Here is a 14,102-nt window from a genome sequence, read left to right on the forward strand (position 1 = left end):
TACGGGCTGCTTTTTATTTGCTATTGAGGCATACTATATTTTGACGTTTACGATATATCTGCTTCAAAAAAATATAATGTCTATATAAAAATCGCAGGTTAATATTAAGGAGAATTTATTATAACGCCATTGTTCAAATTTTTCTTCTTTAGAAGAAAAATCTTCCAATTAGCGTTTCAACGAGCTGGGAGATATGCTCGCCAGCTGTTGTAGTTTGTTTTCCCCCACCTAAAGAGGTGGGGGACATCTTAAAGCTCGTTATAAGCCAACAGATAAAAAACTCCCCTTGGTCTTAGTTGACCAAGGGGAGTTTTTTTCTGGCTAATCTACATCACTGTGGGGCTATAATAGCTTCCAGTTCCTGTTCAGAATATCCATCTAAATTTATACCAATTTTAGATAACCCTATTTAGTTTTCCGCCTGTACGATGTACTGACGGTTATCCTCATCCTCGGGCTCCTGGCTCTTGGCGGCATCGGTGTGACCTACCACCACACCGCTAAGGGCAAACAGGGCCAGGGAGTTGGGAATTACCATCAGGTTGTTGAACATATCCGTCAGCTCCCATACCAGGTTGTTGGACAGGCAGGAGCCCATGAATACAAAGCAAATAGCCAAAACGGAGAACACCTTCACCGCTGCTTTGCCCATGAGATATTCCACATTGATTTTGGCAAAGAGGTTCCAGCTGAGAATAGTAGAAAAGGCAAAGAACAACAGACTTATGGCAATAAAGGCACTGCCCAGGCTGCTGCCGAACAGACTGCCAAAGGCGATTTGGGCCATATTGGTCTTGGATACTCCCTCAGCAGCTCCCCCAGCTAATACCCCATCACCGGTATAGAGGGTGGTGACTACTACCAAGGCTGTCATGGTGAGCACTACGAAGGTATCAATGAACACGCCAACCATGGCTACCACACCCTGATCATGGGGCTTGGCCACATTGGCCAGTGCATGGGCATGGGGGGTGGAGCCCATACCGGCCTCATTGGAGAACAGGCCCCGCTTTACGCCCTGACTGATGGCGGTCTTGATGGCCATACCCCAGCTGCCGCCGATAATTGCCTCCGGGTTAAAGGCATAGTAGAAAATCAGGGAAACTGCTTCCGGTACACGTTCAAAATTAGCCAAGAGAATAACGGCACCGCCAATAATATAAAATACTGCCATAACCGGTACCAGCTTCTCGGTAATACGGGCAATGCGCTTCGTGCCACCGATGAATACAAAGCCTGCCAACAGGGCAATGACAATACCAATGCCCCAAGCCGGAATACCAAAGGCTGCCTCACTGGTCTCACCAATGGAATTGGACTGAACCATACAGCCCATGAAGCCCAGGGCCAAGGTAATGGCTACGGCAAAGAAGCCAGCTAAAAATCGGCCAAAGGCCCCTGGAAAAGCTCTACGAATATAATACACCGGACCACCGAGAACAGTGCCGTCCTCCTTAACGACACGGGTCTCCTGGGCCAGTACAGCCTCAGCATAGTTGGTGGCCATGCCGAAGAAGGCGATAATCCACATCCAGAAAATAGCCCCGGGACCACCAGTGAGTATAGCACCGGAGGCACCTACCACATTACCGGTACCTACCTGGGCAGCTACAGCCGTGGCCAGAGCCTGGAAGGAGCTCATGCCCCCCTTGCCCTGTTCCCCATGCAGGGAAAAATTGCCAAAGAACCGTCTGAAGCCCTCCCCCAAACAGCGAACCTGAACGAAGCGGGTCCGAATGGTATAATACAGGCCCAAACCAATCAGCAAAATACATAGAATGTAATCTGATAAATAGGTATTGACCATCTGTACGAGTTCCAATAAGTAATCCATAATCATATCCCCCAACATAAAAAAGAGTATCCTCCGAAGAAGATACTCTGTACGACAATCAACGAAACAACGCCATATAACCTGTGAATATTACTGGCCTGTTACTCATTCTCACTGTCTTTTTGCCTGAGAGATTCAGTTTACATATAAAAATGTAAACCTTGCACCTTCGGCACCCAATTTAATGGGATTCTCCAGAGTATCCTCCATCACCAGTTTGCTCCGCATTCTGATGACTTCTTCGGATTAATGCAGTTAACATTGAGTAATATACCACTCTTTCATGTACATGTCAACAGGATATTTGTATTTGTGCCAAGAAATTCCATATTTTCCCTGAAAAAAACTTGTTTATTGATGTCCACAGGTGCTAAGACGCCCACCCCTTAAGGGGGAGTAAAAACATCATACTTCACATATAAAGCCGGTGCCGCCAGTATTAACAGGATATATGTCTTTTTACAAATAAAAACAGGGTCTGATTATCGGCAGTATAATCATCAGCCCGTACCATTTCAGTGGTTACATCCATATATCTGCCATTTACCTTTCGACGGTAATAAAAAATAAAATATTGATTGTTGCTGCCAAAATAATCCCGCAGAAAATCCATATCCATGGCCCCTAAATATTTTTTCTTGTCGTCGGGATGAATATAGCCTGCCTCGGCATACCGTTTGATATCCACTGACAGGGTATAGCGCATATTGTTAAAATCATTAAATTCATTCTCATCAATATGAATTATCTGGTAGCTGTTGGCTTTTAGATTGAGCTTCAAAACCTTTTCGTACATACAGCTAAGGGCATTATGGGCACTTTGTCGGCCGGTACGGTCCACTCCCTTTAGGGCATAATACTGCTCCTTGTCCCGGTACATGCGCTCATCGGCTACGCGGGCCATTTCAAAGATGGTCTTGTCACAGCACTCTGACTTGGTGACATACCCCATAGATATGGACAGGCTATCCACCAGCCTGCCATGCCAATTGGCCACAGAGTCATTAAACTGACCGATAAGCCGTGGTAAATTCGCTGGAGAAATATAGATTACCGCCACAAATTCGTCGCCCCCCAGCCGATAGATACGTCCATAGGGGTCAAAGGCTTTTTTCAGACAGTCCGCCACTCCCACAATCATTTCATCACCGGCATCGTGGCCCAGACTGTCATTGACGATTTTGAGACCGTTCACATCCACCGAAATAAATACCAGATTGCTTTGCATTTTAGATTTGCTGTAGTCCAGCATATTTTCGTTGTACATCTTGCGATTGTAGAGCTGGGTTAAATCATCCACATAAGAATTGTAGATAAGCTGGGTTTCCTTATTTTTTTCATAATTAATATCACGAACAGCAAAAATTACATTAACCATGTTCCCTGCCTCATCCATAAGGCCAGGAAACAGGATAGCCTCCAGCCAGCCAACATTATGGGCCTCATATTGATAGGTAATGTACCGCTTGTTATGGAGACGTTCCTCCATGGTACTCAGGTCGGTAAATTTCAACATGCCTCCAATGTATTCCGGCTTCAGCAGCATATGGCACATATCCTTTACAGACAGGGGAACATTTCCCGTAGGTCCCATAATGGTGCGGACTTGATTTGTGGCCACAAAGATTTCCTTGTACATTTCCGTTACAAGGTCAAAGGAATAGATGTAAATATAAAATTGGGCCATGGAATTTATAATAGCCATCTGCTCCTTAAATTCCTCATCCCGCTCATGAAGCGTATCCATATGTTGTTTTATGAAGTTGTCCATAGTTCCGTATGAAGCACTCATTTCAAATACCCGTTAAAATCTCAATTAACATATCACATTACATCTCTAGGTTATTTCGCCTTTAAAATCTGTTTTTCCTGCTTTTACAAGGAAAAAATATAAAATTACAATAAAAACAACACAAGTTGTCATTTTTTTAGCTATTTCACCTGATAGAAAACAATTTTTTCTGCGATTCCATGGAGTGACAGCTAATATCTCCAGTTTGAACCATGACAGGAACCATCAGATAATGTATAATGTATTGTTGAAAAAAAAGACTTATACATGTGGAGCTTTATGGTCCATCTGAATTTAGTCGAGTTTTACCCCCTGCCTTGGGGACGTATCCAGGAGACAAAGCCAATTGACCAATACGCCCCATGGGGAGAAAATTTTTAGGAGGACGGATAGTGGAAAATAAAAAAAGCTTTGGAGCCCTGCTGCCTATTGCAGTATTTGTGTTCCTTTATTTAGGGCTGGGTATAACCTTGGAATATATCATGAAGGTACCAATGGGCTTCTATAACGTTTCAGTGGTGGTTGTCTTTATGGTGGCCCTGCTGGTGGCCTGTGCCCAGGCAATGGATATCAGCATGAATGAAAAGCTGAAGATAATGGCCAGGAGCATGGCTGATCCTAACATCATTACCATGGTGCTGATTTTTCTCATGGCGGGGATATTCGTCGGAGTCCTTGGCCGAAGCAGTGCGGAAAGCGTGGCCTATTTCCTTCTGTCCATGATACCGGCGGATTATGCCATCCCTGTTTTATTCCTGATCAGTGCCTTTGTATCTCTGGCCATGGGCACCTCGGTGGGGACCATTACCCTCATCACTCCCATTGCCATTGCCATCGGAGGCTGTACCGGCTATCCCATGCCCCTATGTGTGGGAACCGTAATGGGAGGAGCCATGTTCGGCGACAACCTGTCCTTCATTTCCGACACCACCATCGCCGCCTGCAATGGTCAGGGCTGTCAGATGCAGGACAAATTCAAGGCCAACTTTAAAATCGCCGTTCCGGCAGCCTTTTTTACCATTATAGCCCTATACGTCCTGACCCTGGAGCAGCCGGCAGGGGGACTGAACATACAGGACTATCACCTGATACAGATCATTCCTTACCTGCTGGTTCTCATTGGCGGCATCATGGGCTTTAATGTATTCGGAGTTCTGCTGGTGGGTATTATCAGCGGCTCCCTGCTTATGCTGGGCATGGGTGAGGTAACCTTCCTGGATTATCTGGCCAATATTGGCAAGGGTACCTCCGGCATGTTTGAAACGGCCATGGTGGCCATCCTGGTTTCCTGTATTGGTGGCCTGATTGCCTACAACGGAGGCTTCAATGCCCTTCTTTCCACCGTACATAAGGTATTTAGTACCAAAAAGGGAGGAATGCTGGGCATCGGTATGCTGGTAGGCTTTATGGATATTGCCACCGCCAATAACACCGTGGCCATTGTTATGACCAATCCCATTGCCAAACAGATTTCTGAAAGCTTTAACATTTCACCGAAGGAGTCCGCTTCCCTGTTGGATACCTTTTCCTGTATCTTCCAGGGAATATTACCCTACGGTGCCCAAATGCTGGTTGCCCTGTCCATAGCCGCCAGCCTGGGCTGGGAGCTGTCAGCCTTCCACGTGCTGCCATATCTTCTTTATCCATATTTGTTGCTGATAAGCTCCATACTCTTCGTATTCCTGCCCAGCATCGACGATTAATATCATATAAACAAAAAAAAGACTCTGCTGTTAATCACGTACAGACCTGTACTGACTGACAGCAGAGTTTTTTTACCATACCAAAATCCGATTTTCCGGGGCCAGATACATTTTGTCACCTGGCTTCACATCGTAGGTTTTACAAAATTCGTCAAATTGCTGCAATATAATATTTACCCGTAAATAAGGCAATGGATGGGTATCGGTATTGACCTGGAGCTCACCGTATTCCTTGGTATAAACGCTTTGCCACAGCTTGCCGTATTGATTAAAAAATTTCTTGTAATCAAAGTCCGGTTTGGTTTTGGCAATGGACAAAAGGCATTGCATTCCCCCTATATCAGCGATGGTTTCGCTCTTGTTAAGCTCCCCGTTACAGTGGAGTCCGTCATAGACAGTAATGCTGTCCAAATAATCCACCACCCGTTGGGCCCGTTGATTATAGGCAGCCTTATCCTCAGGGGTCCACCATTCCTCCATGGTTCCGTTTTCATCAAATTGGGAGCCGGTGGTATCAAAGCCGTGGGAAATTTCATGGGCAATAATCATGCCGATGCCCCCCAGCTTCTCCTCATAGGAATAGCCGCTGTAATAAAATACCCCATTTAAAATTCCTGCGGGAATATTAATAGAATTATCCGCTATATTATACATGGCATTAACCACATAGCAGGGCGTCCAGTCCAGCTCCACCTCCCCGTTCATCCGCTTGAGATAGTCACCTATTTCCCATTTTAACAGGGCATTGCGGACATCAATCAAATTCTTGCACTTATTCAGCTTGATATCCGACCACTTTTTGGGCTTATCCGGCATTACAGCCCGAACCTTTAAATTATTCAGCTTATTAATGGCCTTTTGCCGCATCTCAGGGGACAGGAAGGTTTCATTTTCCAGCATATTTTTATAATTATTGGTCACATCGGAAATAATTTTCTCGATATCCCTTTTCGTGTCCACATCACAATAGGCTTCAGCGTACAGGTTGGACAGAGGGCCCGGCAACGCCGCCTTTACGTATTCTACCCCCAGAACCCAATCGGGCACACTGCCCTTATAGCCCCGCACTGCCAGGCTATGCTCCATGGCAATATCATTGGCCGCCGCGTTGAGCATTTCCATATTTTCCAGCATCCGATATACAATAAGGGTATCCTTCATATCCTCCAGATGCTCCGCAGTGTAGTAGGCCGCCAGAGCCTTTATATAGGCGGGATTGGGTACGGAAAACCGCTGGGCCTTATCCAGCCCGTATTTTTTCAGGTAAGCTATTATGGGATAGGGGCCAGCCATTTTTTCCAGCTCCTCCAGGGTGACCGGATTGTTGGTCCGTTGCAGAAAATCGGCCTTGGAGGTTTCCTCACGGGTGTACATACTGGGTGCCAGGGCATTTTCCAGGCGATACATGGCCGCAATTTTCTCCTTGGCCGTCTCCTCGTTGTACTTGGCCAGCAGCATCATCTTTTTGGCCGCCATATCATTGGCCGCCTTCAGTCGTTTACCAAATACCGTCAATTTGGCATACTCCGCCGCATCCCCCAGAGTAAGGCCCATGGGAATTATATTCATGGCATACAGCCGGGTATCGTTTAAATCCGGCTGCAAATCCGGCTCACAAAAGGCACTGTTGGGCACCTCCTGGCCGATGATATAGTTATCCATATCCTCCATGGTCCTGATGGCCTCAATGGCCTGAACATCATCCATCAGGGGCTTAAGCCCAATCTTGTCCCGCCGGTTCCAGTTCTTCACCATATTGTATACCTTTTGGCAAAGATCCCCATCATGGGAAAATAACATGGGACTTTCCAGCAAATTGGCAATATTATAATCCACCTTGCTGTTTATTTCATTAAATACATCATAGGAGGAGCTGATGCCATACTCTCCCATTTGCTTCAGCCAATAATCATTATTATAGGAATAAAAATTGTCCTGGGCAGAAAAGCTGGGGATTTCATGCTTCTTGTCAATAACACTCACATCCAGCCATGGATCGCCCCCGGCTGCAATGGGTTTATTGGCACTGATATATTTCTGGTTGGCTTCCTCCTGAGGGTGCTGCTCAGGCTCCTCCTTCTCCAGTATTACCGTAGTCTGGGTGGCATCATTAACATGGGCTGCCTGGGAGAAATTAGGGAAAAATACAAGGACAGCCGCCATGGCCAGGGTCAGCAGCTTCACTTTCAATTTAATTAAGGGCATACCATCACCTGCAATTTCATACCGTTAGCCCTTGGCGGATTCCTGATTATATACGTCCTTCAACAGGGTCTCCTTGCGCAGCTCCAGGCACTGGCAATGCCTGTCCTCAGCCGCCACATTCCGGATGGTCTCTAAAATAATCTCACCAATCATAGGGGCATCATCGTAGAATATATCCGTCATATCCTGATGGGACCACTTTTTGATGCCCTCGCCATAATTAACCGTAAAATAAAGTCCCGCATAGCAGGCCCCAATTTCCCGGGCCAAATACACCTCCGGGCACATGCTCTGACCGATGATATCCGCGTGACCGTTAAGCATAGCCACCTCCGCCGGGCTTTCAAAATGGCGTCCATCAGTTACGGCATAAGTACCCCGGGTGAATATACGGCCGTCAAACCGCTTCCGGGTAGCCTCAATAAGGGCCTCCCGCAGCTCCGGACACAGGGCATCCCGCATAATCAGCAGGTACCGGCCATCCAGCATAACATCCTTGCGCATGGACATATCCAGATAATCATCGGGCACCATAAAATCCCGGATATCCAACAGCTTGTTTACCGTACCTACGCCACCCTCAGAAATAATCCGCTTTACCCCGGCTTCCCGGAAAACCCAGAACACCTGACGGGAGGCATCAGCCCGGGTAACACCGCTGCGCCAGCCGTGCATCCGTACCGTGAGAACCTGCTTTTCCCCCACTGTAAAGTGGCGGAAGGCTGGACTCTTGCCGTATGGGGTATCAAAATATAAATTATCCGCTACAAGCTTAACATCCTTATCCTTGACGTTGGCAGGAAAATTGCTGGACAGGGTACCGGAGCCCCCTACCACAGCATAATCCGCCCTTGGTATCATTTCCTCCGCCATCTCAGAACCTCCGTAGAATCTCATACCTGGTATTGCGTTGCGCCGGCCTTTTGCCGGCTCCTCTTATCATTTCCACCATTTTGTTAATGGACATATCATAGGCGGTACCGGCGGCCCGCACCACATTTTCCTCCAGCATAATGCTGCCTAGATCATCGGCACCAAAGCCCAGGGTCAGCTGGCCTATCCGCTCTCCCTGGGTGACCCAGGAGCCCTGTATATGCTTGATATTATCCATATAGAGGCGGCTCATGGCCAGATTGCGCATATAATCCCAGCCTGATACTTTTTCGCCTCCCAGCTCAGTATTGTTGGGCTGGAAGGTCCAGGAAATAAAGGCCCTAAAGCCACCGGTTTTGTCCTGGAGCTGCCTGATGCGCTCCATGTGCTCAATGCGCTGGGCCATAGTCTCCCCCAGGCCGATAACCATGGTGGCAGTGGACTCCATGCCGATGGAATGGGCACACTCCATAACGTGAAGCCAATCTTCAGTCATGATTTTCTGCGGGCTGACCCGTCGGCGAACCTCGTCCACCAAAATTTCCGCACCCCCGCCCGGAAGGCTGTCCAAACCGGCAGCCTGCAATCTCTTAAGGCATTCCAATATGGAAATACCCTCCTGATAGGCAAAATGCTGGATTTCGGTGGCGGTAAAGGAATGAATGGTTATATCATATCTGCTCTTAATGGCCCGCAGCATATCCTCGTAATATTTCAGCCCCAAATCAGGGTACAGTCCACCCTGAATCATAAGCTGGGTTCCCCCTGCATCCACTGTTTCCTGTACCTTGGCCAAAATTTCCTCATTGGTGAGCAAATAGGCATCCTTATGGTCCTTGCGCCGGAAAAAGGCGCAAAACCGACATTCGTTTTTACAAACATTGGTATAATTTATATTTCGGTCCACGATAAAGGTCACGGTATCATCAAACCGTTTGCGGCGTTCGGCATCAGCTGCCCGGCCCATTTCTATCGGGTCACCGCTGGTAAGAAGCTCCACGGCCTCCTTGGATTCCATACGCATTTATTCCACCTCCTTTATTGGATGATAGAAGGTATCCCGTTCCACAGGAACCATTCCCACCTCGGTAATCAGCCTTCTCAGCCGCTCCCGGGTTGTACCGGTATCGGTCTTGGCCCCGGCCTCATGAATAATCTTTTCCTCTCCGATGGTGCCATCCAAATCATCGGCACCAAAGCCCAGGGCCAGCTGGGCCAACGGGGTGGTCAGCATAATCCAGAAGGCCTTTACATGGTCAATATTGTCCAAAATCAGGCGGGATATGGCAATCATCTTCATATCCTCCCAGGAGCCCACCCGCTTTAAATGGCTAAGCTGAGTATTGGCCGGATGGAAAGGAAAGGCAATAAAGGCCTGAAAGCCACCGGTTTCGTCCTGAATATCCCGCAGGGTAAACAGGTGCTGCAGCCGCTCCTCAATGGTCTCAATATGGCCATACATAATGGAGCAATTGGTACGTATCCCCAGCTCATGGGCTGCCTTTATGGTTTCAATCCACTGGGCTGTGGTGGCCTTTTTCGGACAGATTTCCTTCCGCACCCGGTCATTTAGTATTTCTGCACCGCCCCCCGGCAGGGAGGACAGACCGGCCTCCTGCAAAATTTCCAGGATTTCCTTTACGGGTTTACCGGTCATCTGACTGAAATGCACCACTTCCACAGGGGTAAAGGCCTTAATATCCACGTGGGGCAGAGCCGCCTTCACCTGACGCACCACATTTAAATAGTAATCAAAGGTCTTGGTGGGATGCAGGGCACTAACAATGTGAATTTCCCCAAGATTGTGTACCTGCTTGGCCTCCTCCAACACCTTGGCAATGTCCTCAGTCTCCATGACATAGCCCCGCTTGTCTCCCTCCTCACACTGGAAGGCGCATAAGGGGCAGTTGGAGGTGCATATATTGGTGAGATTAATATGTCTGTTTACATTATAATATACGTTTTTGCCGCTTTTCTTTTCCTTCATTTTACGGGCACAGGAGGCAAGAAAAAGAAGGTCATTATCCTCATACAGGGCCAGGGCATCCTCCAGGGTCAGACGTTCCCCCTGTTCAGCCTTTGCCCTTGCCGTTTTTATAGCTTCTTCAGTCATTGTGGTAAATCTCCTTAAGAACTAACCTGATATTCAGTCAAACCGACGCAAAATATTGAAATTGCAGTCACAGGCAGCCGGAATGCGGCCGGCCTCCCGAATAATCCTGATAATATTGTCCTCACTGAGGGCCGTCGGACTGGTGGCCCCGGCGTCATGGAGGATGGTTTCCTTGTGAATGGTGCCATCAATATCGTTGGCCCCGAAGCCCAGGGCGATTTGGGCCACCGGCACCGTCAGCATTACCCAATAGGCCTTGATGTTTTGGAAATTATCCAGCATCAGGCGGGAAATAGCCATAGTTCTAAGGTCATCCCACATGGTGGTCTGCTTTATCTGCTTGCCCAGCTCTGTATTTTTCGGCAAAAATGGGAAGCAGATAAAGGTCTGGAAGCCACCGGTTTCGTCCTGCAGCTCCCGCAGCCTCAGCAGATGCTCCACCCGCTCCTCCAGGGTCTCGATGTGACCATAGAGCATACTGGCATTGGATTTAATGCCCAGCCTATGGGCCGTCCGGGCCACTGCCAGCCATTCATCAGCCGTGGCCTTGTTGGGGCACAGCTCATTGCGTATTCTGTCGGAAAGAATTTCTGCACCGCCCCCGGCAATGGATTTTAGCCCGGCTGCCTTTAATTTTTTTAGTACAGCTTCAATACTAAGGCCGGAAATTTTGGCAAAATGGGTAATTTCCACCCCGGTAAAGCCCTTCAGGTACAATTCCGGAAATTCATTATGGAGGGCCTGGAGACGGGCCAAATAATCCTCAAAGCTCCACTCCGGATGGAGGCCGCTTACCACGTGAAGGCCGGCCAGATTAGGATCCTTCTTGGCATCCCGTACCACATCAAGGGCCTGTTCAATGCTAAAGGCATAGGCCCCATTGCTGTCCTGATCCTTGCCAAAGGCACAGAATTTACAATGGGAGGTACAAATATTAGTGAGATTTACGTGACAATTTACATTGTAATATACTATGTCCCCGCATTTTCTTTTGCGGACCATATCCGCCATATTCCCCAGCCAGGCAATATCATGGCAATTAAAAAGACGGATACCATCTTCCCGTGAAAGCCGTTCTCCATTTACGATTTTTTGCTCAATATCGGCATATTCATTGGTTGCGTACAAAGCTTATATCCCTCAATTTCTATATTAGTAATTTTAACCCTAGGCTAACGGATGTTAAGTCTCCCCACTCTTAGGTGGTAGAAAAGCACCCATAGCGGTCAGTGTCAGCTGCTCAGCTAAGACCATGGTCTTGCTTTGCAGGACACTTTCGCATGGGACGTATTAACCAATAGGCTTTGCCTCTTGGATACGTCCGCAAAGCTCTGGATTAATCAGACTAAATTCAGTAGGCATATAAATCTCCCGCTGAATAAGTCTCATTTAAGTGTATGATTAGCCTTATTCTTTTGCATACAAAGTACATTATACAGCAATTATTATATTTTTTCCATTTATTAGAGCTTTACCAAATAAAATTTGAGTAACGCCAATACCTTACCTTCCATTAACGGGAGGTAAATAGGTAGATATAGGTGCAAAAAAATAGAGGCCAGCAAACGCCAGCCTCTGTTTTATATGGTATTCTGCTTACCTATTCTCTCTTACTGTAACGTTAAGATCTGCCTTACTGGTTTTTCCCTGAATAACAGAACCAGATTTTGGATTAACCGCCAAATTTACACTTGTTACCTTGCCACTGTTGTCAAAGCCAACATCCATTATGTGTATACCATTACCAGTCGTCACATCATTATTATAGTAATGATTCTGGCTGTTGGAAAGAGCATAATCGGAAACCAGATAACGATGGGAGGAATCATAGGATGTACCGTCTTGGGCCTTGCTGCCCCAATTATAAAAATTGTCTAACTGAGCATTGTTCTCTGTTCGGGAATCATAACCAGTTTGCGTAAGGTTTCCATCTGCATCCCTTGCCTCGTATAAATGACCTACCAAAACGGAGCCGTTTTGGGGACTACCATCTGATTTAGTACCATCCAATTTATCCAATTCAGCCTCGGATACACCTAAAATACTGGCCATCTCACTCTTAGTCATGCCCAGGAAATGCCGGCCAATATTACTCAAAAATTCCCTATCAGCCTTCAAACGGTCATCTGCAGACGCTGAATCAGCTAACAGCTCATCGCCATTCATTTTGCTCCACTTATCCCAGTCTGTTTCAATTCCCAGAGCATGAGCCACCCTATCAAAGGTATCGGTAATAGCCGTACCTAACCCATTGCTATTCAACGCTATAGCAATACCTAATATGAGCGCAAGCAACAATGCATATTCGACAATCCCCTGTCCCCTTTGCCTTGCAGCGTGCCTCAGATTGTTCATCATAATGCGCCACCTCCCACTGGCAATACAACATAAAAATCATTCCTACTATAATAAGCGAAACAAATCACTTACTCCTTAACACATTCTACTATAAATTTACTAATTTTTCTATAAAAATAGGTGAGAAACCGCAAATATACCAATATTATATCAGATTCTCACCTATTTTATTTTGACCTTAGATAATAAAGCTTCAGCATCCACCACTACAAACTCAAATCCGTCCCAGGACTTGGCGTAATACGACAATTAAGCCTTGGCCATCACTATAGACTCAGACCCTAAACTGACGTACAGCCTCCTGTAACAGCTCAGCCTGGGCACTGAGCTCCACCGAAGCAGAGGCACTTTCCTCTGCTGTGGCAGAATTGGTCTGAACCACATTTGACACCTGTACCACACCTTGATTAAGCATTTCCAGGGAAGAATTTTGCTTTACGGAGGCATCGGCTATTTCGCTTACCAGGGAGGCCACCTCATCAACCCCCTCCTTAATGCTCTTAAGAGCCTCCGAGGTTTCGTTGGCCAACCGGGTTCCCATATTGACCTTGGTAATGGATTCCTCAATAATATCGGTGGTCTCCTTGGCTGCCTTGGCACTTCTGGCCGCCAGGTTCCGTACCTCCTCGGCTACCACAGCAAAGCCCTTGCCATGCTGTCCGGCCCGGGCAGCCTCCACAGCTGCATTGAGGGCCAGTATATTGGTCTGAAAGGCGATTTCATCAATCACCTTGATAATCTTGGCAATATTATTGGAAGAGTCGTTTATATCCCCCATGGCCGACAGCATTTCATCCATGCGCCTGTTGCCCATATCCGCCTTGCTATTGGCCTCACAGGTAATCTGGTTGGCATGCTCTGCCTTCTGGGCGTTTTGGGCAGTCTGATTGGTAATTTCCTGAATGGTGGCCGACAGCTCCTCTACGGAAGCTGCCTGGGTGGTAGCCCCCTGGGCCAGCAAATTGCCGCTGTCGGAAATATTCTTGGAGCCAGCCGCCACCTGGGAGGCCGACACGCCGATGCTCTTCATCAGCTCATGCATGATATTCTTCATCTTATTGGTATTAGTGGCCAGCTGAGCCAGCTCATCATTTCCCTCTACCTGAACATCAGGCATAGTCAGGTCACCGGCAGCAATGGTATTCATGGTATTGGTAACGGCATAAACAGCATCCATTTTTCGATTGATAATGTACACTGATATGGCCCCTACCAGCAGGAACA

General features: G+C 47.2%; 10 protein-coding genes and 1 riboswitch. Of the genes, 1 reads left to right on the forward strand and 9 read right to left on the reverse strand.

The features are described 5' to 3' along the window. Positions 1-409: 409 nt before the first annotated feature. Both Q0Y54_RS07520 and Q0Y54_RS07525 read right to left on the reverse strand, forming a co-directional pair. Positions 410-1,834 carry a sodium:alanine symporter family protein gene (locus tag Q0Y54_RS07520; protein ID WP_297965894.1) on the reverse strand — a complete coding sequence of 475 codons (1,425 nt, stop codon included), beginning with the start codon at positions 1,832-1,834 and terminating at the stop codon, positions 410-412. 104 nt (positions 1,835-1,938) lie between these two features. After that, positions 1,939-2,042, reverse strand: a riboswitch (glycine riboswitch). A gap of 231 nt (positions 2,043-2,273) precedes the next feature. Further along, a complete protein-coding gene (locus Q0Y54_RS07525) occupies positions 2,274-3,581 on the reverse strand; it encodes a GGDEF domain-containing protein (RefSeq protein WP_297965896.1) in 1,308 nt (435 codons plus the stop codon). Between the two features lie 437 nt (positions 3,582-4,018). Between Q0Y54_RS07525 and Q0Y54_RS07530 the strand changes: the two genes are divergently transcribed. After that, positions 4,019-5,329, forward strand: coding sequence for a Na+/H+ antiporter NhaC family protein (locus Q0Y54_RS07530; protein ID WP_297965898.1), 1,311 nt, complete (start codon positions 4,019-4,021; stop codon positions 5,327-5,329). A 72-nt stretch (positions 5,330-5,401) separates the two neighbouring features. Here the strand turns inward: Q0Y54_RS07530 and Q0Y54_RS07535 are convergent, their stop codons facing one another. The 7 genes from Q0Y54_RS07535 to Q0Y54_RS07565 all read right to left on the reverse strand — a co-directional run. Beyond that, positions 5,402-7,534: a M13 family metallopeptidase gene (locus tag Q0Y54_RS07535; RefSeq protein ID WP_297965900.1), complete on the reverse strand. Its 2,133-nt coding sequence runs from the start codon at positions 7,532-7,534 to the stop codon at positions 5,402-5,404. Positions 7,535-7,558: 24 nt separating this feature from the next. After that, the gene (locus Q0Y54_RS07540; protein WP_297965912.1) at positions 7,559-8,407 is read right to left on the reverse strand and encodes an MTAP family purine nucleoside phosphorylase; all 849 of its coding nucleotides are present in this window, start codon (positions 8,405-8,407) and stop codon (positions 7,559-7,561) included. Between the two features lies 1 nt (position 8,408). After that, the gene (gene mqnC / locus Q0Y54_RS07545) at positions 8,409-9,431 is read right to left on the reverse strand and encodes a cyclic dehypoxanthinyl futalosine synthase (protein WP_297965902.1); all 1,023 of its coding nucleotides are present in this window, start codon (positions 9,429-9,431) and stop codon (positions 8,409-8,411) included. Beyond that, positions 9,432-10,520 carry an aminofutalosine synthase MqnE gene (gene mqnE, locus Q0Y54_RS07550; protein WP_297965904.1) on the reverse strand — a complete coding sequence of 363 codons (1,089 nt, stop codon included), beginning with the start codon at positions 10,518-10,520 and terminating at the stop codon, positions 9,432-9,434. 33 nt (positions 10,521-10,553) lie between these two features. Continuing rightward, positions 10,554-11,648, reverse strand: a complete 1,095-nt coding sequence (mqnE, locus tag Q0Y54_RS07555) for an aminofutalosine synthase MqnE (RefSeq protein ID WP_297965906.1) — start codon at positions 11,646-11,648, stop codon at positions 10,554-10,556. Between the two features lie 468 nt (positions 11,649-12,116). After that, positions 12,117-12,878 (reverse strand): hypothetical protein, encoded by a 762-nt coding sequence (locus tag Q0Y54_RS07560; RefSeq protein WP_297965908.1) that lies wholly within the window; start codon positions 12,876-12,878, stop codon positions 12,117-12,119. 274 nt (positions 12,879-13,152) lie between these two features. After that, positions 13,153-14,102 (reverse strand): methyl-accepting chemotaxis protein (locus Q0Y54_RS07565; protein WP_297965910.1); only part of this gene is annotated, 950 nt, incomplete at its 5' end.

The organism is uncultured Anaerovibrio sp. (assembly GCF_947302755.1).
In the GTDB taxonomy this organism is placed as follows: domain Bacteria; phylum Bacillota; class Negativicutes; order Selenomonadales; family Selenomonadaceae; genus Anaerovibrio.

Coding starts and splice junctions, on each gene's coding strand:
- Q0Y54_RS07520 (WP_297965894.1), bottom strand. CDS start 1,834: ATGGATTACTTATTGGAACTCGTACAGATGGTCAATACCTATTTATCA.
- mqnC (WP_297965902.1), bottom strand. CDS start 9,431: ATGCGTATGGAATCCAAGGAGGCCGTGGAGCTTCTTACCAGCGGTGAC.
- Q0Y54_RS07535 (WP_297965900.1), bottom strand. CDS start 7,534: ATGCCCTTAATTAAATTGAAAGTGAAGCTGCTGACCCTGGCCATGGCG.
- Q0Y54_RS07540 (WP_297965912.1), bottom strand. CDS start 8,407: ATGGCGGAGGAAATGATACCAAGGGCGGATTATGCTGTGGTAGGGGGC.
- mqnE (WP_297965904.1), bottom strand. CDS start 10,520: ATGACTGAAGAAGCTATAAAAACGGCAAGGGCAAAGGCTGAACAGGGG.
- Q0Y54_RS07525 (WP_297965896.1), bottom strand. CDS start 3,581: ATGGATACGCTTCATGAGCGGGATGAGGAATTTAAGGAGCAGATGGCT.
- Q0Y54_RS07560 (WP_297965908.1), bottom strand. CDS start 12,878: ATGATGAACAATCTGAGGCACGCTGCAAGGCAAAGGGGACAGGGGATT.